We start from the raw sequence: 18,650 nt of genomic DNA on the forward strand, positions 1-18,650 counted from the left end.
CGGCGCGCCGAACACCTGACTTTCTGTACGTGCTGGCTGCATGTTTTACTGCAACTCGCGACAACTGAATTCTCGGTCCGCTCCGCAATCCAATCGGAGTCAATGCGAGCGGACACGGATACCGCAGTGCAAGGGAGCACTGCGGTATCTCTGGGTGTTGGGCACACAGCACCGAGGGTCGGGCGGGACCGTGAACAATTAGAGTTGGGAAGAAATACATGCAGAACGTTGTTGGCCGGTGGATGCGCCGGATCGGGGCCGCAGCCGCGGCCGCGCTGGTCGTGCCTGGCGCGATCGCTGTAGCGGGTGAGACGGCCACCGCCGGTGCCTTCTCCCGCCCCGGACTGCCGGTCGAGTACCTGATGGTGCCGTCGGCCGGAATGGGCCGCGACATCAAGATCCAGTTCCAGAGCGGTGGCGAGAATGCTCCTGCGGTGTACCTGCTGGACGGCCTGCGTGCGCAGGAGGACTTCAGCGGCTGGGACATCAACACCCAGGCCTTCGAATGGTTCCTGGACTCCGGCCTGTCGGTCATCATGCCCGTCGGCGGCCAGTCCAGCTTCTACGCCGACTGGTACGCGCCGGCCCGTAACAAGGGTCCGACCGTCACCTATAAGTGGGAGACCTTCCTGACCCAGGAACTCCCGGCCTACCTGCAGGCCAATAAGGCCGTCAAGCCCACGGGCAGCGCCGCGATCGGTCTGTCGATGGCCGGCTCGGCCGCGCTGAACCTGGCGACCTGGCACCCCCAGCAGTTCATCTACGCCGGTTCGATGTCGGGCTTCCTGAACCCCTCCGAGGGCTGGTGGCCGTTCCTGATCAACATCGCGATGGGTGACGCCGGTGGCTTCAAGGCCGACGACATGTGGGGCAAGACCCAGGATCCCAACAGCGGTTGGAAGCGCAACGACCCGATGGTCAACATCCCGACCCTGGTGGCCAACAACACCCGCCTCTGGGTCTACTGCGGCAACGGCAAGCCCAACGAGCTCGGTGGCGGCGACCTGCCTGCAACCTTCCTCGAGGATCTGACCATCCGTACCAACATCACCTTCCGCGACAACTACCTGGCCGCGGGCGGTTCCAACGGTGTGTTCAACTTCCCGGACAACGGCACCCACAACTGGGCGTACTGGGGCCGGGAGCTGCAGGCCATGAAGCCCGATCTGCAGCGCGTGCTCGGCGCCGCCTGATCTAGGTACTGAGAAGCGAAAATCCCCCCGAGGCCGCATGGCCTCGGGGGGATTTTCTTTTCCCCCCAGGGGGTTCCCCCCGGTACCCCCGGTCTATGTCCCTTGCGGGACGAGTTGAGTGCGGCGCGGGTCGCGATTCCCCTCAGATCGCGACCCGCGCCGAGTTTGGTTGGCGCGTACGACTCGGCGCACGAACGCCGGCCGCATGAGTTGGGTGGGTGAATCCAGCAGTCCGGTCACCTTGATCAGGTCCACGGCGACGTGCGGGTCGGTTTCGGCGGCTGCCGTAACCGCGGCCAGGCAGGGCTGCGCCACCCGCACCCAGAGCCGGCGGTGCCCTTCAACCTCCGGCAGCGCGAGGTCCGAACCGACCGCGATACGCCACGCGCTCCGCAGCCGCGGGGTGCACGCGCGGAAGAACCGTCGGCCCAGATCGGCGTCGCCATAGCGCAGGCAATCCCGAAGGATGGTCGCCTCGATGGCCGACAAGGTCAGCCCCTGGCCATACACCGGGTTGACACTGCAGATCGCGTCGCCGATCACCAGCAGGCCCCGCGGGAGGCGCTTGAGCTTGTCGTAGCGACGCCATCGGTTCGACGGCACCCGGAAATGCGCGGTTTCGCCGACAGGTGTCGCGGCGCGCACCGCGGCCAGAATTCGATCGGGTATCAGACCGTCACCGACGGCGAGCATCTCCGGGCGATTCGCCGGCGGTGGGTGGCCCGCCATCGAGCCGACCGTGAGCGTCCAGAGGTTCTTCTCATGGCCGACCAGTGACCACATCGATGATCGTTCGGGTTCCGGCAGATACGCCACCAGCTGCTCGGGCAGGGTGCCTTCGGGCATCTGCAGGCGCTGGCTGGCGTAGGCCAGTTTGACGACGACGTAGTCCTCGGGCGGCCGGCTGTAGCCCATTCGCTCGAGTAGCAGGGGCGTGCGCGACGCCCGGCCGGTGGCATCGACCACGAGATCGGCGTCCAACACCGACGTCATCCCTCCGTGCGCCACCTCGACACCGGTTATGCCGGACCCATCGGCGGTGCCGGCCAGTCCGACGGCAAGGCGATCGTCGAGGATCGTCACATTTCCCATGGCCTGGACGCGCCGGCGGATGGTGCGCTCGACCAACCCGGAACTGGGGAAGTGCATCGTCGCCGCATCGGGCCGGTGGACATCGCGGTCTCGAGCCAGCCGGTGCCCACCGACATGGATGTGTAACCGGGTGAGCGTGTCACCGCGCAACGCGGGGACGCCCTCGGCGGCGAGATCATCCTCGAAGCCCGGAAACAGCTGGGCAAGGAGCACGGTGGCAGCGGGTGGAAGCACCCGCCCGTAGCGATAGTGCGATACCCCGCGGCGGGCGTCCGGGTTATCGGTCAGGTCATCGCGTTCGACGATGGTGACGCTGCGGTAGTGGTCGGCGAGGACCCGTGCGGCGAGCAGGCCGGCGATGCTCCCTCCCAGCACCACCGCCCGCTCGCCCACGATCGCCATACTCGAAGTCTGCGGGACCCGGAGGCCGCCACTTAGAGTAGTGCGCTACTCATATTTGCCCGACGGACTACTTCAATTCGGCGGACGACAACCCGAGCAACCGGCGGGCCACCACCAGTTGCTGGATCTGCTGGGTTCCCTCGAAGATGTCGAGGATCTTCGAGTCGCGAGCCCACTTCTCCAGCAGCGACTGTTCGGAGTAACCGACCGTGCCGGCCATCTCGACAGCCTTCAAGGTGATATCGCTGCCGACCCGGGCGGCCTTGGCCTTGCCCATGGAGGCCTCTTTCGAGTTCGGGATCTTGTTGTCGGCCTGCCATGCCGACCGCACGGTCAGCAGGTAGCCGGACTCCCACTCGGCCTCCATACGCAGGAACTCGGCGGCCGGGGCGCTTTGGGCGTGTGCGGGCTTGTCGTAGGAGATCTCGATGCCCGCCTCGGTGAGGATGACCCGCAGCTCCTCCAGCGCGGCGCGCGCCACACCGACAGCCATCGCCGCCACGATCGGCCGGGTGTTGTCGAAGGTCTCCATGACCCCGCCGAAACCCTTGTCCACCTTGACTTCCGGATCGCCCAGCAGGTTCTCCTTGGGGATCCGGGCATTCTCGAAGCGGATCGCCGCGGTGTCGGAGGCCTTGATGCCGAGCTTGTGCTCCAGCCGTTCGACGGTGACGCCGGGATGTTCGCGGGGAACGATGAACGACTTGATCGCGGCGCGGCCCAGTGACTTGTCGACCGTTGCCCACACCACGATGTGGCTGGCCCTCGATCCGGCCGTGACGTAGATCTTCTCGCCGTTGATCACATACTCGTCACCGTCGAGCACCGCGGTGGTCGTCACCGCCGCCGAGTCGGATCCGAAGCCCGGTTCGGTGATCGCCATCGCCGCCCACACCTTGCCGAGCCGCTCGAGCTGCTCCTTGGTCGCCACACTGGAGATCGCGGCATTGCCCAGTCCCTGATAGGGGATCGACAGCAGCAGTGCGACGTCGCCCCAAGAGACCTCGAGTGCGTTCACCAACGCGGACATGTTGGCGCCGTTGATATTCGACTTGCCGTCGACATCACCACCACCGACACCGTCCGCGCCGGCAAAGGAGATGGTCTTGGCCGCCGAGATGCCCTCGAACAAGGTGGCCAGTGTGTCGAGCTCCACCGGGTAGGCGTGCTCGGCGAGGTCGTACTTGCGGGAGATGGGACGCAGCATCTCGGCCGCACCCTGATGACCCTTTTCGATGACTGCCCGCAGTTTGCGCGGCATTTCCAGATTGATTGCCATGACAAGACCTTTCTAGAGAAACCGGCTACTACAGGACGACGACACCCTCGGCGACGCCGAGTGCCCGCAAATCGCGGTACCAGCGTTCGACCGGGTGTTCCTTGGTGTAACCGTGGCCACCGAGCAGCTGCACGCCATCCAGGCCGATCTGCATGCCCTTGTCGGTGGCAATCCTCTTGGCCAGGGCCGCTTCTCGAGCAAAGGTCAGCCCCTGCTCGGCCCGTGCGGCACCGCGCCAGGTGATCAGGCGCAGACCGTCGAGCTCGATGGCGATGTTGGCGGTCATGAACGCCACGGCCTGCCGGTGGGCGATCGGCTCGCCGAACGCTTCGCGCTCCTTGATGTAGGGGATGACGTAGTCGAGCACCGCGTGCGAGGTGCCGACGGCCAGTGCGGCCCAACCCAATCGCGAGTATGCGATCGCTTCCGAGTAGTCCTGGTCGGAGGCGCCGTCCTCGCCGAGGCGGTTGTGCAGCGGAACGGCGACGTCGTCGAGCGCGACACGGCCCAGGGCCGCGGCCCGGACACCCATGGACGGGTCGGCCTCCACGGTGAGCCCCTCGCTGGAGGACTCGACGATGAACAGTGCGGGCTTACCGTTCAGCGCCGCCGCGATGATGAACAGCTCGGCATCGGCAGCGGCGGGAACCAGCGACTTCACCCCGGACAGCCGGTAGCCGCCAGGTGTACGCACCGCGGTGGTCTTCAGTGCCGTCGGATCGAAGAGGGCGTGTGGTTCGGCGATCGCCAGGCACGCCTGAGGCACCTTCTCGCCGGCGAACTCGGGAAGATAGGTCGCCTGTTGATCGGCGCTTCCCCAGTGGGTGAGGGCGGATGCGACACCGGCGGGAGCCAGGATGGGCAGGGCCAGTCCCATGTCCCCGTAGGCCAGGGCCTCGGCGACCAGCGCCGCGGTGACGGTGCTGCGGTGTTCTGCGATTCCGTCGAAGCTCTCCGGGATGCTCAACGACGTCACACCGATCTCGGCCGCCTTGGCGATCAGATCGGGGGGATAGTTGGCTGCGGCATCGGCATCGTGGGCGGCCGGGCGCAGGATCTCCTCGGCGAATTCGGCCACCGTCTCGACGATCATCTTCTGGTCGTCATCGGGGGTCAGGTCGAAGTAATCCGACTCCTTGGGCGCCAACCGGGTGGGGGAGCCGCCGATGTTCTGGATGCGCTTGAACTGACGGGCTCCGGCACCGGCTGCCGAGAACGCCGTCTTCACGCCGTAGCGCAGACCCTTGTTGAGCGGATCGCGCAGGCCGTAGCGGTCCAGGAACTCCTGGCCGACCAGCGGGGTGAGCAGTGCGATCCCGATATCGGTCGCGGTGCGCTTGTGCTTCTGGAGTCCGACGGCGCTTTCCGGGCCGGTGCGCTTGGGACGGGATTCGAGATTTGTCATCACAGCCTCACGTGGTTGGGGCAACGTGTGTCGGACGCTATCTTACTCCAGAGTAAGATAGCGCGTGGCTGTTATGAACGTCACACGGAAAGGTGGGCGCGCACCGCCTCGTGCAGGTGACCGTTGGTGGCCAGGGCGCTGCCGCCGTGCGGTCCCGGCTCACCGTCCAGGCTGCTGAACGTGCCGCCGGCCTCGCGGATCAGGATGTCCAGCGGGGCGATGTCCCAGACCTTGACCTCTGGTTCACAGGCGATATCGACCGCGCCCTCGGCGACCAGGCAGTAGGACCAGAAATCGCCATAGGCCCGCACCCGCCAGACTTCATCGGTCAGTGCGACGAACCGCTCCCGACGGTCGTCCCAACCTGTCGTCAGATCCGAGTAGGACAGGCTTGCCGCGGACAGCTCGTTGACACCGGACACCTGGATGCGTCGCTGTCTGCCGGCGAACGAGGTGTGTGCGCCCAGACCGTCTGCGGCCCACCATCGCCTGCCCAGCGCCGGCGCACTGATGACACCGACGACCGGCATGCCGTCGGAGATCAGGGCGATCAAGGTGCACCACACCGGCACGCCCCTGACGAAGTTCTTGGTCCCGTCGATGGGGTCCAGAACCCACACCCGCCCCGTGGAAACCGGTGCGCCGCCGAACTCTTCACCGAAGATGCCATCGTGGGGCCGGGCCTCGGTCAGAATGGCGCGCAGCGTCTCCTCGGCGCCCTTGTCGGCATCGGTGACCGGGGTCAGATCCGGTTTCGTCTCGATCGCGAGATCCAGGGCGCCGAATCGGTCCATGGTCAGGGCGTCGGCCTGATCGGCGAGTTGGAGGGCGAGGGCGAGATCATCGGCGACGTCGGTCATGCCCGCATGCCTACCATGGTGGCGTGGTCGAATTCGCGATGATCCTGCTGTTGATCGGTGCCCTGGTCCTGATAGCGGGCCCGTGGATCCGCAAGCGTGCCGCCGCCGGTGGTGGCGGGGGCGCATTCGGCGGGGGACGTGCCGCGAACATGGCGCCCGGCACGCTGCTGGTCACCGGTGTCAGCCCGCGCCCCGATGAGGTCGGCGAGCAGTTCGTCACCATCAGCGGGGTGATCAACGGGCCCACGGTGAACGAACATGTGGTCTACCAGCGGATGGTCGTCGACGTCGATCAGTGGCCGACCATCGGCCAGCTCATCGATGTCGTCTACTCGCCGAAGAACCCGGACAAGTGGGGTTTCGCACCGATGGACGCGCCGCCGCCGCAGTACCCACCGCCACCGCCGCCGAACCAGCCGCCGCCACCCCCGAACTCCCATTGAGAGTGCCCATGTCCCAACAGCTTCCGCAGGGTCTGCTCGACCTGCTGGGTAAACCGAGTCCCTGCTTCGTGGCCACGCTGATGCCCGACGGCGCGCCGCAGTTGACCGAGACGTGGGTGCACACCGACGGTGAGCACATCGTCCTCAACATCGTCGGCGGCTCGCAGAAGGACCGTAACCTCGCCCGCGATCCGCGGATCGCCATCAACGTCGCCGACCCGGACGACGTCCGGCGCTTCTACGCCATCAGAGGTCGCGTCACGACCACGACGGCCGAGGGCGGACACGAGAGCATCCACGAGATTTCGCAGAAGTACCTCGGCATGCCCTACCCCTACTTCAGCGGAAATCCCGACGAGACGCGGCTCATCCTCACCATCGCCGCCGAGAAGATCACCCCGCCGCCGGGGGAGTGAATGGCGGCTCGGCGGCCGAGCCCCGACAGTCCGATAAAACGCCTTGGGCGAGATTGGCTTCAGGGTTGTCGTCACGGCCCAGTCGAGGGCTGAGCGCAACCATCAGCAGAGTCTCGTCCGAGGCGTTTCACCCGGTACCCCTCGGGTGCCCAGGCAGCAACGGACACCGCGCGCGTCAGCCGTGCGCGATGCCCAGCAACTTCTCGACATTGGCCACCTTGACCCGCGGCCGGTGCTGCGCCTCGCCTATGGCGCGCTCGTGGGCGTCGATGCGCTCCCAGTGCGCATCGGTGACCAGTCGGGGCTGGCGCGAAAGCAGCCAGTCGTGCAACTCCTGGGCGTGCCCTTCATCGAACCGCGGCTCTTTGAGGTCGGCCAGCAGCGTCTCGACGGTATCGGCGGAATCCTTCTTGTTCGAGCCGATCACCCCGGACGGTCCGCGCTTGATCCAGCCGACCACATACTCGCACTCGCGGCCTTCGATGCGGCCGTTCTCGTGCGGGATGGTCCCGGAACGTTCGTCGAACGGCAGCCCGTCGACGGCGACACCGCGGTAGCCGACGGCGCGCACCACCAGCTGCACCGGCAGCTCCTCGCGCTCGCCGGTGTCCTTGGCCACGACGCGGCCGCCCTCGTCGACCAGTTCGTTGCGGCCCAGCACGATCGACTCCACCTTGTCGGTGCCGCGGATCTCCACCGGTGAGGTCGCGAAGCGGAACACCACCCGCCGCTGCGCCCCTTCGGGCTGGAGTTCTGCGTACTCGCGCAGCACCTTGATATTGGTGCGCACGGTCTTGTCGGCGGCGGCGAGATCCTCGTCGGTGATGCCGTCGAAATCGGCGCGTTCGACGACGACGTCCACCTCGGCCATCTGCTCCATGTGCCCGAGCTCGCGCAGTTCCATGGTGGTGAACGGCGCCTGCAGCGGTCCGCGGCGGCCCACCACGATCACCTCCTGCACGGCCCTGGTTCCCAGCTGGTCCAGCGCGTGGTCGGCGATATCGGTCTGGGCCAGGATCTGTGGCTCGCTGATCAGGATCCTGGCCACGTCCAGTGCCACGTTGCCGTTGCCGATGACCACCGCGCGCTCGACGTCGAGGTCGGGCGCGGTCTCCTCGAAATGCGGGTGCCCGTTGTACCACCCGACGAAATCGACCGCGGACACGCTGCCGGGCAAGTCCTCACCGGGGATACCGAGCACCCGGTCGGACTGGGCGCCGATGGCGTAGATCACCGCGTCATATCTTTCGGCCAGCTCGGCGGCATGAACGTGCTCGCCGACGCCGATATTGCCGAAGAAGCGGAACCGCGGATCCTCCGCGGTCTTGGCGAACTGCGCGCTGATCGACTTGATCTTCGGGTGATCCGGCGCGACACCGGAGCGAACCAGCCCCCACGGGGTCGGCAGCATCTCGATCATGTCGACACGGAAGTCGCGGTCGTCCTGACCGGCTTTCAACAGCGATGCAGCGGCAAAGAACCCGGACGGTCCAGAGCCGACGATCGCCACGTGGTACGGGCGCATGCATGGCCTTTTCGTGAGGCTGACCGGCCTCGCGCAAGGGGCTGTCGCGTCGATGCCGGAGGGGGTTTGCGCCACCGAGCCTAGCCGCGCGACACCGATCGAGGGCCGAGTCGGGAGAAGCCGCCCGGTAACCTCAACAATCGTGGATCCAGACCGTCTTGCCGATATCGCCGCCCTCGACACCACGTTGACGACCGTGGAGCGGGTGCTCGATGTCGAGGGTCTGCGCGCCCGCATCGCCACACTCGAAGCAGAGGCCGCCGACCCCACCCTATGGAACGACCAGTCCCACGCACAGAAAGTGACCAGCGAGCTGTCGCACGCGCAGAACGAACTGCGCCGCGTCGAGGAGCTGCGTCAACGTGTCGAGGACCTGCCGGTGCTCTACGAACTGGCCTCGGACGAAGCCGGAGCGGAGGGTGACGAAGCCAAGGCCGAGGCGGACGCGGAGCTGGCCAAGCTGCGCGAGGACATCGAAGCCATGGAGGTCCGGACGCTGCTGTCCGGCGAGTACGACGAGCGCGAGGCGCTGGTCAACATCCGCTCCGGCGCCGGTGGCGTCGACGCCGCCGACTGGGCGGAAATGCTGATGCGGATGTACATCCGGTGGGCCGAGGCGCACAAGTACCCGGTCGAGGTGTTCGACACGTCCTACGCCGAGGAGGCCGGGATCAAGAGCGCCACCTTCGCGGTGCACGCCCCGTATGCCTACGGCACGCTGTCGGTCGAGCAGGGCACCCACCGGCTGGTGCGCATCAGCCCATTCGACAACCAGGGCCGCAGGCAGACTTCCTTCGCCGAGGTCGAGGTGCTGCCGGTCACCGAGACCACCGACCACATCGAGATCCCCGAGGGCGATATCCGCGTCGATGTGTACCGCTCCAGTGGCCCCGGCGGGCAGTCGGTCAACACCACCGACTCGGCGGTCCGGCTGACCCACATCCCGACCGGCATCGTCGTCACCTGTCAGAATGAGAAGTCCCAGCTGCAGAACAAGGTGTCGGCCATGCGCGTGTTGCAGGCCAAGCTGCTGGAACGCAAGCGTCAGGAAGAGCGCGCCGAGATGGACGCACTCAAGAGTGACAGCGGCAGCTCCTGGGGTAACCAGATGCGGTCCTATGTTCTGCACCCCTACCAAATGGTGAAAGACCTCCGCACCGAATACGAGGTCGGGAGTCCGGCCGCGGTGCTCGACGGCGATATCGACGGTTTCCTGGAAGCCGGTATCCGATGGCGCAATAGGAAAGATGACGACGACTAACGGCACGGTTCTCGCACTGTCAGTGGCCGACCGCTGGCATGACTTCTGGCGCGGCGAGATCGGCGAGTGGATCATCACCCGCGGTCTACGCATCGTCATGTTAGTGATCGCCGCCATCCTGATCGCGCGGTTCGTCAACTGGGCGGCACAGCGCATCACCCGCCGGATCGACGCCGACTTCCGGGAGAGCGATGCGCTGGTGCGCACCGAGACGGCCAAGCACCGGCAGGCGGTCGCTTCGGTCATCTCCTGGGTGACCATCGCGCTGATCTGTGTGGTGGTGCTGCTGCAGATCACCGACATCCTGGCCATCCCGGTCGGATCCTTGGTGGCCCCCGCTGCGGTGCTCGGTGCGGCGCTCGGTTTCGGGGCGCAGCGCATCGTGCAGGACCTGCTGTCGGGTTTCTTCATCATCACCGAGAAGCAGTACGGGTTCGGTGACCTGGTGACGCTGACGTTGGGCGCCTCCAACGACGCCACCGGCACCGTGGAGGATGTCACCCTGCGGGTGACCAAGCTGCGCACCAGCGATGGTGAGGTGTTCACCATCCCCAACGGTCAGATCATGAAATCGCTCAACCTTTCCAAGGACTGGGCGCGCGCCGTAGTGGACATTCCGGTGCCGACCACCGCCGACCTCAACTCGGTCAACGAGTTGCTGCACGCGGTCTGCGAGAACGCCATGAAAGACCCGCACATGAGCGAGTTGTTACTGGACCGGCCGCAGCTGATGGGTGTGGAAAGCCTGGAGTTGGACACCGTGAACCTGCGGATGGTGGCGCGCACCCTGCCCGGTAAGCAGTTCGAGGTGGGCAGGCAGTTGCGCTTGCTGGTCATCGCGGCGTTGGCTCGCGCGGGGATCGTGTCCAAGCCCGAGTCCACCCCGCTGGCCGCGAACTCGGAGGTCCGCAGTCAGTGAAACTGGTAACCCGGTCCACCGGCGACGACAACAAGCGCTGGCCGAACTACATGTTCGGCGGGCGGATGCGCACCTCGACGGTGGGATTGATCGTCGCGTTCTTCTTCACCGCATGGCTCTACGAGACCTATCAGCCGCCGCCGGAGCCGCCCCCGATCACCCAGACCGTGCCGCCGGGGTTCGTTCCCGACCCGGAGTACACCTGGGTGCCACGTACGCAGGTCTACGAACAGCCGCGGACGACCTACCCGACCACCACGACGCCGACGACTACCGAGTCGCCGGAGCCCACGACCACCACGACGTCACCCACGGCGACGACGTCGGGCACCCCTGGACCCGATGATCCGGCCACCTCGAGCGGTGAGCCGACCCCCGAGGAGCGACCGACCACGACGGTGATCGATCCGGACGGTCCGGGTGGCCTGTTGCCGCCGATCACGTTGCCGGTGCTGCCCGGTCCGGCACCCGCGCCCGCGGCGACACCGCCACCGCCCGCACCCAGCGCGAACTGACACACGTCGAGATCCCGCTACACTGGCGTGCCGTGATGATCACCCTCGACAAAGTGAGCAAGCAGTACAAATCCTCTGCCCGCCCGGCGCTGGATGACGTCTCGCTCAAGATCGACAAGGGTGAGTTCGTCTTCCTGATCGGGCCGTCCGGCTCGGGCAAGTCGACGTTCATGCGCCTGTTGCTTGGCGCCGAGCACCCGACCAAAGGCGATATCCGGGTTTCCAAGTTCCACGTCAACAAGCTCGCCGACCGGCACATCCCGCAGCTGCGACAGGTGATCGGTTGCGTCTTCCAGGACTTCCGGCTGCTGCAGCAGAAGACGGTCTTCGAGAACGTGGCCTTCGCGCTGGAGGTGATCGGCAAGCGCGGTGACGTGATCAACCGGGTGGTACCCGACGTGCTGGAGATGGTCGGCCTGTCCGGTAAGGCCGCTCGGCTGCCGCACGAACTCTCCGGCGGCGAACAGCAGCGCGTCGCGATCGCCAGGGCGTTTGTCAACCGACCCCTGCTGCTGATCGCCGACGAGCCGACCGGCAACCTGGACCCGGAAACCAGCAAGGACATCATGGATCTGCTTGAGCGGATCAATCGCACCGGCACCACCGTTCTGATGGCCACGCACGATCACCACATCGTGGACTCGATGCGTCAGCGCGTCATCGAACTGGAACTGGGCCGGCTCATCCGCGACGAACAGCGCGGTGTCTACGGAATGGATCGCTAGTGCGCTTCGGCTTTTTGGTCAACGAGGTCTGGACCGGACTTCGCCGCAACGTCACCATGACGGTGGCCATGATCCTCACCACGGCCATTTCCATCGGCCTGTTCGGTGGGGGTCTACTTGTGATGCGTGTCGCCGACCAGTCTCGTGACATCTACCTGGACCGCGTCGAGAGCCAGGTCTTCCTCACCAACGACGTCTCGGCCAACGACCCGACGTGTGACCAGGATCCGTGCAAGGCGCTGCGGGCCCAGATCGACGCCCGCGACGACGTCCGCTCGGTGCGCTACCTGAACCAGGCCGACGCCTATGAGGACGCGATCAAGAAGATCCCGGCGTTCAAGGATGTGGCCAGCAAGGATGCGTTCCCGGCCTCGTTCATCGTGAAGCTGGAAAACCCGGAACAGCACCTCGATTTCGACACCGCGATGCAAGGTCAGCCCGGTGTACTCAACGTGCTGAACCAGAAGGATCTGATCGACCGGCTGTTCGCGCTGCTCGACGGCATGTCCAGCGCGGCTTTCGCGGTGGCGCTGGTGCAGGCGATCGGTGCGATCCTGTTGATCGCCAACATGGTTCAGGTCGCGGCGTACACCCGCCGCACCGAGATCGGCATCATGCGCCTGGTCGGTGCGACCCGCTGGTACACCCAGCTGCCGTTCCTCGTGGAGGCGATGCTGGCCGCGTTCATCGGTGTGGTGCTGGCACTGCTCGGCCTGCTGACGGTGCGGTCGCTGTTCCTGGAGAAGGCGCTGTCGCAGTTCACCCAGGCTAATTTGATTGCGCCGCTGGACTTCGCCGACATACTTTATATCTCGCCGATCCTGCTGTTCGTGGGTGTGGCGATGGCCGGGCTCACTGCGTACGTGACGCTGCGCCTCTACGTACGAAGATAGAAGATGGCTACCAAGAGCAAGAAACCGGACAAAGCCGAGAAGGCGAACAACTTCGTCATTGCGACCAATCGCAAGGCCCGGCATAACTATTCGATCCTGGAGACTTTCGAGGCCGGCGTCGTGCTGGTCGGCACCGAGGTCAAGAGCCTGCGCGAGGGCCAGGCCTCCCTGGTCGATGCGTTCGCCACCGTCGACGATGGTGAGATCTGGTTGCGCAACCTGCACATCGCCGAGTATCACCACGGCAGTTGGACCAACCACGCACCGCGGCGCAACCGCAAGCTGCTGCTGCACCGCCGTCAGATCGACACGCTGGTCGGCAAGATCCGCGACGGGAACCTGACCCTGGTTCCTTTGTCGCTGTATTTCGTCGACGGCAAGGTGAAGGTCGAACTGGCACTGGCCCGCGGTAAAGAGGCGCGCGACAAGCGCCAGGACCTGGCAAAGCGCGATGCCCAGCGTGAGGTGGTCCGCGAGCTCGGTCGCCGTGCCAAGGGAATGCGCTGACGCCCACCCCCATTTGAGGCGCGGTGTTCTCGGCGTGGCCGTATTTACCCGGTTCGCGGGCAATACAGGGATATAGTTCGCCCACGCGTTAAGACGCACGGGAGGACGGGTGACGGTGCGACGCTCGCGTCTGTGTGCCCTCGTCCTTGGTGGCGTCGTCATCCTCGCGGCCCTCAATGCCTGCGCGCCGTTCGGTGCCGCGGTTGCCGATCGGATCGAGTTGATCCTGCAGGTGAGTGTCGGTGTCGGTGCCATGATCGTCGGAATCGTCACGGCGGCCCGGGAACGCGGTCTCGAACGCTGGTGGCGGGTGTCGTTCGTCTGCGCACTGTTCACCTGGGTGCTCGGCCAGACGCTGTGGCAGGTGCACGTCGCCGACTGGGCGCCGATGCTGGCCCGCGCGATCTACCTGGCGTTACCCGTGCTGGTCTTCACCTCGGTGATCCTGCTGGCGCGATCCAGCGGCGGTATTCGGGCGCCTGCGGCCAGCCCGCTGCGGCAATCGCTGGTCACCAACGTGCTCGACGGGGTGATCGCAGCGGTCGCCTTCCTCATCCTGGCAGCGATGAGCGACCTGGGCACCCGATTCGAGGCCGCCAGCCCGGCCATGCGGGTGCTCGACGTCGTGTTCATCGGTGCCGAGATCGGCGTCATCGGCGTCATCGTCCTGATCGCGATGATCTACGACGCGGACCGGCCGAACCGGACCAACTACATGCTTCTGGCCGGCGGACTGTTGCTGATGGGCGTGTCCAACCGCATGCTTGCCTATGTGCGGTCGGTGGATCGCGTCGACGCCGAACTCTGGGTCGGCATCGGACTGATCATCGGCCCGGTGCTCACGGCGTTCGCATTCCTGCCGACCACCCCGGCGCGCGATGTCGACGTGTTGCGCCGCCAGGACTGGCCGCATCTGCTGCTGCCCTATATGGGCTTTCTGGGTGTGGCGGTGCTGTTCGCCTACCACCTCTACATCGATCGTGAGGTGTCCGCGCTCGCGGCGTTGCTGACCATCGTCATGGTCGTGCTGGTGGCCAGCCGCCAGGTGGTCGCGACGCGCGCCGAGCGTTCACTGACCCAGTGGCTGTTCTGGGCGCAGCGCGGGCTGGCCCACCAGGTGCACCACGATCCGCTCACCGGCCTGCCGAACCGGACCCTGTTCGCCAAGCGTCTCGACGAGGCGATGGCTCGCGGCAAATTCGTGTTGATCTTCCTCGACCTCGACGATTTCAAGGAGGTCAACGACCGATTCGGCCACGCCGCCGGCGACGAGTTGCTGCGCGCGGTGGGGGAGCGGCTGTCGCGCGGGATCGGCGACCGCGACACCCTGGCCAGGGTGGGCGGCGACGAGTTCGCGGTGCTCATCGTGAGCAATGGTGATGCCGACGACCAGTTGGAAGGTGCCGCCGACCGGCTGCGCCTCGCCCTGCGCGACCCCTTCCCGGTGCACGGATCCTCGGTGCGGGTGAGGGCCAGCATGGGACTGGTGCGCCCCGATACCGAGGGCCTGTCCCAGACCTCGGACAGCCTGCTGCGCCAGGCCGATGTCGCCATGTATGCCGGCAAAAGAATGGGCAAGAACACCGCCGTGGTCTACAACCCGCTCGCCGGGGCGGTGGTCGACTTCCCGACGATGCTGCGTGAAGCGCTCGGTGCGCCTCCGCGGGGTTTCCGGTTGGTCTACCAGCCGGTGGTGGCCCTACCCGGCGGGGAGCTGGTGGCCGTGGAGGCGCTGGCCCGCTGGACGGCGGGCAATGGTGTCGAGATCTCGCCGGAGACATTCGTCGCCGACGCCGAGGCGGCGGGCATGGGTGCCGAACTCGATGCGTTGGTGCTCGACATGGCCTGCGGTGAGGCGCGCGCGGCCGGGATCGACCTGGACATCCACGTCAACATCGGTGGCGCCCGGCTGGGCACGCCCGGCTTCGACCAGGTGGTCCGCGAGGTGCTGCAGCGCCACGAGATCCCGCGCGGCCGGTTGATCCTGGAGATCACCGAGACCGAACCGATCGTCGACCTGGACAAGGCCGCGACGCAGATCACCCGGTTCGGGGAGTTCGGCGTGAAGGTAGCCCTCGACGATTTCGGGTCGGGCTTCAACTCGCTGCTCTACCTGCACTGCCTGCCGGTGGACATCGTGAAGTTGGATCGGACATTGGCCTCGGACATGGACGCCGGGCGTGACCTGACGTTGTACCGCTCGGTGATCAACCTGTGTGGCGAGCTCGGCTTCGAGGTGATCGCCGAGGGTATCGAGACCGACGAACAGGCCGATATGGTCTGCCGCGCCGGCGGACGGTTCGGCCAGGGATACCTGTTCGGGCGTCCGATGCCGATGACCGAACTGGCCGAGATGCAGCGCCATGCCGTGCGGACTATTTAATGGCTGGCCTCGGTTGTAATAGCCGTTAGTATGGAAAGTCCTGCCGAACCTCGGCGGGGGTGCGAGGGGCTGAACGGTTTCGACTTCGCGCATCGAATCAAGGGAAGCGTGCCGGTGCAGGCAAGAGACCACCGTAAGCGTCGTTGCAACCAATTAAGCGCCGATTCCAATCAGCGCGACTACGCCCTCGCTGCCTAAGCGACGGTGTGTCTGTCAGACCGGGAGCGCCCTCGGCCCGGACCCTGGCATCAGCTAGAGGGACCCACCCACGGGTTCGGTCGCGGGACCCGTGGGGACATCAAACAGCGACTGGGATCGTCATCTCGGCTTGTTCGCGTGACCGGGAGATCCGAGTAGAGACATAGCGAACTGCGCACGGAGAAGTCTTGAGGGAATGCCGTAGGACCCGGGTTCAATTCCCGGCAGCTCCACAAGAAAGGCCCGGACCGCGAGGTCCGGGCCTTTTTCGTGCTCGCCGGACGTCCAATCTGAAGAAGATGCCGACAAATCACGCCGTGGCCGCGATCTAGTTCAGATTCGCGCAACGGCGTCGGCGTTTTCGGCGCAGGCGGTTTGGCAGGCGCCATAAGCGCAGTGCGCGGTTCGATGACGCACAGTTTGCCAGGGCGTGGGCCTCCACAATTAGGATCGGCGGCATGGGGCGAGGGGACAGTTGATGGTCGGCGACAGCGCGCAGTCCGAGGGGCAGGTCGGTTCGGGTATCGAGCCGCCGGTCGAACCGCGCATCCGCCGGGCCCTCGGCCTGCTGGAACGGTTCGCGCCGGCGATCGGCGCCAAGTGGGCCACCGAGCTGTGGTGCACCCCGCCGCAGGTCGACGCCAGTCTGCGGATGCCGCCCGGGGTGCCGCCCAGTGAGCCGATCGAGGCTTTCTGGGACGGGCACCGCATCGCGGGTGAGGCCTGGGGCGAGGGGCCCGCGGTGTACCTGGTGCACGGCTGGGGCGGTTGCCGCGCCCACCTCGGCGTCTTCGTCAAGCCCTTGGTCAATGCCGGACACCGCGTCATCGCCTTCGACCTGCCCGCGCACAACGACTCCGAGACCGGTTCGCTGGCCGAAGGGCGCACACACCTGGTGGAGTGCACCGAGGCCTTCCGCGCCGTCGTCCGCACACACGGGCCCGCCCGCGCGGTGATCGCGCACTCGTTGGGCGCCAAGGCCGCCGCGTTGGCGTTGGCCCGCGGCACCGAGATCGAGCGCATGGTGTTCCTGGCGCCGATGGGTGACTTCGGTTTCTATCTGGACCTGTTCGCCGAGCGACACGGATTCGGGCCGCGCATCCGAGACGGATTGCATCGCCGCCTGAGCAAGCGCATCGAGATGCCGTTGTTTGACACCGATCTCGGGGTCATCGGGTCGAACCTGAAGGCCCCGACACCGCTGCTGGTCATCCACGACCCCGACGACCCGGATGCGCCGTATCACTACAGCAAGGCGCTCATCGACGACTGGCCCGACTCGGAACTGGTCACCACACGCGGTCTCGGCCGGCTGGCGCACTACCGGATTCTGCGGCACCGCGCGGCGATCAATGCCGGCGTCGACTTCATCGGCGCTGCGCAGCAATCAGCGGTCTGACCGGACGGCGCCCGAAGACCAGGCGCATCAGCCGACGCCGCACCGGAGCGCCCACCACCGAGCCGCAGAGGAAGCCGACCGCGAACACCCGGCGGGTGCGCGTCCGGCTCCGCCTGCCGACGGCGTACCCGCCCGCCGCGGCCGCGACGGCGACCACCACGACCAGCGCCAGTGTCCACACCCGCCCAGTGCAACAGCGGCAGGCGCCGCGGGGCAATGCTTGTGATCAAACCGAGCCCTGCTCGCGTCGCGCCTTGGCACGCCGTTTGCCCTCGTGCATGGCGGCGACCCGGGCCACCGGGATGGTGTGGCCGTGGGCGATCAGGTCGTCCGGCAGTCGCTGCGGCGCAGGCATCTCGGCCGCCCAGGGATCGCCGTCGCCGAGGCGTTCGAGTGCGGTGTGCACGGTGAAATCCGACGGGTGCACCTCGGCCAGCTCCGACCAGGCCACCGGAAACGACACCGGGGTGCCCGGTCGCAACCGCGGGCTGTAAGCCGCGGCCACCGTCGCCCCACCCGATCGGGTGGCGTCGACGAACACCTTGCCCGCCCGGTCCTCGACGATGAAAGCCGTTGTGGCGATGGACGGATCGAGTGCCTCGGCACGCGCCGCCAACGCGCGCGTCGCGGCGGCAACATCGTCTCCGGCTGCGTCCTCGGTGAGCGGCACGAAGATGTGCACTCCGCGCGACCCGCTGGTTTTCACGGCGCCGGCCAGGCCCGTGTCGGCGAGCGCCTGACGAACCAGCAACGCCACTGCCACCACCGCGGCGAAGTCCGCACCGTCGGGTGGGTCGAGGTCCAGGATCAAATGAGTAGGGCGGTAGATATCGGCGGCCAACCCCAGCGCGGGGTGGTACTCGATCGCGCGCTGGTTGGCCAGCCACAGCAGGGTGCGCCGGTCGTCGCAGAGCGCGTAGTGGATCTCGCGGTGGGACGCCGCTGCCCACACCGGCACCGTCTTCACCCAGTCCGGTGTGTATTTGGGGACGTTCTTCTGCATGAACGGTGCCCGGCCGCGCAACGCCCGCAGCACCGTCAGCGGCCGACCCGTCAACACCGGCAGAATCCGGTCGGCGACCGCGTCCAGGTAGTCCACCAGATCGCGTTTGGTGGCTGCGGCGTCCGGCCCGAGCGGCTGATCCAGATTGGTCAGCTCGACGCCGGCACGCTTCTCGTCCGCGGTCATCACTCCACTCCACCACAGGATCGGGCCGGGGCTCGCGCTCTCGAAT

The 18,650-nt window shown here is 66.5% G+C and carries 18 protein-coding genes and 1 other RNA gene; 12 read left to right on the forward strand and 7 right to left on the reverse strand.

The features are described 5' to 3' along the window. The first annotated feature begins 218 nt into the window (after positions 1–218). Positions 219–1,193, forward strand: a complete 975-nt coding sequence (locus tag PGN27_RS22350) for an esterase family protein (protein WP_335328074.1) — start codon at positions 219–221, stop codon at positions 1,191–1,193. A 93-nt stretch (positions 1,194–1,286) separates the two neighbouring features. Here PGN27_RS22350 and PGN27_RS22355 read toward each other — a convergent pair whose 3' ends face one another. From PGN27_RS22355 to hisN, 4 genes are all read right to left on the reverse strand, one after another. Next, a complete protein-coding gene (locus PGN27_RS22355; protein WP_335328075.1) occupies positions 1,287–2,687 on the reverse strand; it encodes an FAD-dependent oxidoreductase in 1,401 nt (466 codons plus the stop codon). 67 nt (positions 2,688–2,754) lie between these two features. Then, positions 2,755–3,966 (reverse strand): acyl-CoA dehydrogenase family protein, encoded by a 1,212-nt coding sequence (locus PGN27_RS22360; protein ID WP_036463034.1) that lies wholly within the window; start codon positions 3,964–3,966, stop codon positions 2,755–2,757. 28 nt (positions 3,967–3,994) lie between these two features. Further along, positions 3,995–5,371 carry an acyl-CoA dehydrogenase family protein gene (locus tag PGN27_RS22365; protein WP_335328076.1) on the reverse strand — a complete coding sequence of 459 codons (1,377 nt, stop codon included), beginning with the start codon at positions 5,369–5,371 and terminating at the stop codon, positions 3,995–3,997. 80 nt (positions 5,372–5,451) lie between these two features. Beyond that, entirely contained in the window at positions 5,452–6,231 is a 780-nt protein-coding gene (hisN, locus tag PGN27_RS22370) for a histidinol-phosphatase (RefSeq protein WP_335328077.1), read from the reverse strand. A 23-nt stretch (positions 6,232–6,254) separates the two neighbouring features. Between hisN and PGN27_RS22375 the strand changes: the two genes are divergently transcribed. Together PGN27_RS22375 and PGN27_RS22380 are read left to right on the forward strand one after the other, a co-directional pair. Further along, positions 6,255–6,674, forward strand: coding sequence for a hypothetical protein (locus PGN27_RS22375; protein WP_335328078.1), 420 nt, complete (start codon positions 6,255–6,257; stop codon positions 6,672–6,674). A gap of 8 nt (positions 6,675–6,682) precedes the next feature. Next, a complete protein-coding gene (locus tag PGN27_RS22380; protein ID WP_335328079.1) occupies positions 6,683–7,090 on the forward strand; it encodes a PPOX class F420-dependent oxidoreductase in 408 nt (135 codons plus the stop codon). A 175-nt stretch (positions 7,091–7,265) separates the two neighbouring features. On the opposite strand, the gene PGN27_RS22385 is transcribed toward PGN27_RS22380, so the two are convergent. Beyond that, the gene (locus PGN27_RS22385; protein ID WP_335328080.1) at positions 7,266–8,615 is read right to left on the reverse strand and encodes an FAD-dependent oxidoreductase; all 1,350 of its coding nucleotides are present in this window, start codon (positions 8,613–8,615) and stop codon (positions 7,266–7,268) included. 142 nt (positions 8,616–8,757) lie between these two features. On the opposite strand from PGN27_RS22385, the gene prfB reads away from it, so the two are divergent. The 9 genes from prfB (at position 8,758) to PGN27_RS22430 (ending at position 17,415) form a co-directional block, all read left to right on the forward strand. Beyond that, complete coding sequence (gene prfB / locus PGN27_RS22390) at positions 8,758–9,876, forward strand: peptide chain release factor 2 (protein WP_335328081.1); 1,119 nt, start codon at positions 8,758–8,760, stop codon at positions 9,874–9,876. Further along, positions 9,863–10,795 (forward strand): mechanosensitive ion channel family protein, encoded by a 933-nt coding sequence (locus tag PGN27_RS22395; RefSeq protein ID WP_335328082.1) that lies wholly within the window; start codon positions 9,863–9,865, stop codon positions 10,793–10,795. Before prfB ends, PGN27_RS22395 begins: the two co-directional genes overlap by 14 nt. Continuing rightward, complete coding sequence (locus tag PGN27_RS22400) at positions 10,792–11,310, forward strand: Rv3103c family proline-rich protein (protein ID WP_335328083.1); 519 nt, start codon at positions 10,792–10,794, stop codon at positions 11,308–11,310. Before PGN27_RS22395 ends, PGN27_RS22400 begins: the two co-directional genes overlap by 4 nt. A gap of 35 nt (positions 11,311–11,345) precedes the next feature. Continuing rightward, on the forward strand, positions 11,346–12,035 hold the full coding sequence (gene ftsE, locus PGN27_RS22405) for a cell division ATP-binding protein FtsE (protein ID WP_335328825.1): 690 nt from the start codon (positions 11,346–11,348) through the stop codon (positions 12,033–12,035). After that, complete coding sequence (gene ftsX, locus PGN27_RS22410; protein ID WP_030135924.1) at positions 12,035–12,928, forward strand: permease-like cell division protein FtsX; 894 nt, start codon at positions 12,035–12,037, stop codon at positions 12,926–12,928. Before ftsE ends, ftsX begins: the two co-directional genes overlap by 1 nt. A 3-nt stretch (positions 12,929–12,931) precedes the next feature. Then, entirely contained in the window at positions 12,932–13,435 is a 504-nt protein-coding gene (gene smpB, locus PGN27_RS22415; protein ID WP_030135923.1) for an SsrA-binding protein SmpB, read from the forward strand. Between the two features lie 115 nt (positions 13,436–13,550). After that, the gene (locus PGN27_RS22420; protein WP_335328084.1) at positions 13,551–15,818 is read left to right on the forward strand and encodes a putative bifunctional diguanylate cyclase/phosphodiesterase; all 2,268 of its coding nucleotides are present in this window, start codon (positions 13,551–13,553) and stop codon (positions 15,816–15,818) included. Positions 15,819–15,883: 65 nt separating this feature from the next. Beyond that, positions 15,884–16,252: a transfer-messenger RNA gene (gene ssrA / locus PGN27_RS22425) on the forward strand. 242 nt (positions 16,253–16,494) lie between these two features. Further along, entirely contained in the window at positions 16,495–17,415 is a 921-nt protein-coding gene (locus PGN27_RS22430) for an alpha/beta fold hydrolase (RefSeq protein ID WP_335328085.1), read from the forward strand. Here the strand turns inward: PGN27_RS22430 and PGN27_RS22435 are convergent. Both PGN27_RS22435 and PGN27_RS22440 read right to left on the reverse strand, forming a co-directional pair. Continuing rightward, positions 17,384–17,596 (reverse strand): hypothetical protein, encoded by a 213-nt coding sequence (locus PGN27_RS22435; RefSeq protein WP_335328086.1) that lies wholly within the window; start codon positions 17,594–17,596, stop codon positions 17,384–17,386. The genes PGN27_RS22430 and PGN27_RS22435 overlap by 32 nt on opposite strands. A 45-nt stretch (positions 17,597–17,641) precedes the next feature. Further along, positions 17,642–18,604: a DNA polymerase domain-containing protein gene (locus PGN27_RS22440; protein WP_335328087.1), complete on the reverse strand. Its 963-nt coding sequence runs from the start codon at positions 18,602–18,604 to the stop codon at positions 17,642–17,644. Between the last annotated feature and the right edge of the window lie 46 nt (positions 18,605–18,650).

It is taken from the genome of Mycolicibacterium neoaurum, from assembly GCF_036946495.1.
Lineage (GTDB): Bacteria > Actinomycetota > Actinomycetes > Mycobacteriales > Mycobacteriaceae > Mycobacterium > Mycobacterium neoaurum_B.

Bases quoted from the DNA above. Each gene is read 5' to 3' on its own strand.
- PGN27_RS22350 (WP_335328074.1), top strand. From the start codon at position 219: ATGCAGAACGTTGTTGGCCGGTGGATGCGCCGGATCGGGGCCGCAGCC.
- PGN27_RS22355 (WP_335328075.1), bottom strand. From the start codon at position 2,687: ATGGCGATCGTGGGCGAGCGGGCGGTGGTGCTGGGAGGGAGCATCGCC.
- PGN27_RS22360 (WP_036463034.1), bottom strand. From the start codon at position 3,966: ATGGCAATCAATCTGGAAATGCCGCGCAAACTGCGGGCAGTCATCGAA.
- PGN27_RS22365 (WP_335328076.1), bottom strand. From the start codon at position 5,371: ATGACAAATCTCGAATCCCGTCCCAAGCGCACCGGCCCGGAAAGCGCC.
- hisN (WP_335328077.1), bottom strand. From the start codon at position 6,231: ATGACCGACGTCGCCGATGATCTCGCCCTCGCCCTCCAACTCGCCGAT.
- PGN27_RS22380 (WP_335328079.1), top strand. From the start codon at position 6,683: ATGTCCCAACAGCTTCCGCAGGGTCTGCTCGACCTGCTGGGTAAACCG.
- PGN27_RS22385 (WP_335328080.1), bottom strand. From the start codon at position 8,615: ATGCGCCCGTACCACGTGGCGATCGTCGGCTCTGGACCGTCCGGGTTC.
- PGN27_RS22395 (WP_335328082.1), top strand. From the start codon at position 9,863: ATGACGACGACTAACGGCACGGTTCTCGCACTGTCAGTGGCCGACCGC.
- ftsE (WP_335328825.1), top strand. From the start codon at position 11,346: ATGATCACCCTCGACAAAGTGAGCAAGCAGTACAAATCCTCTGCCCGC.
- smpB (WP_030135923.1), top strand. From the start codon at position 12,932: ATGGCTACCAAGAGCAAGAAACCGGACAAAGCCGAGAAGGCGAACAAC.
- PGN27_RS22430 (WP_335328085.1), top strand. From the start codon at position 16,495: ATGGTCGGCGACAGCGCGCAGTCCGAGGGGCAGGTCGGTTCGGGTATC.
- PGN27_RS22440 (WP_335328087.1), bottom strand. From the start codon at position 18,604: ATGACCGCGGACGAGAAGCGTGCCGGCGTCGAGCTGACCAATCTGGAT.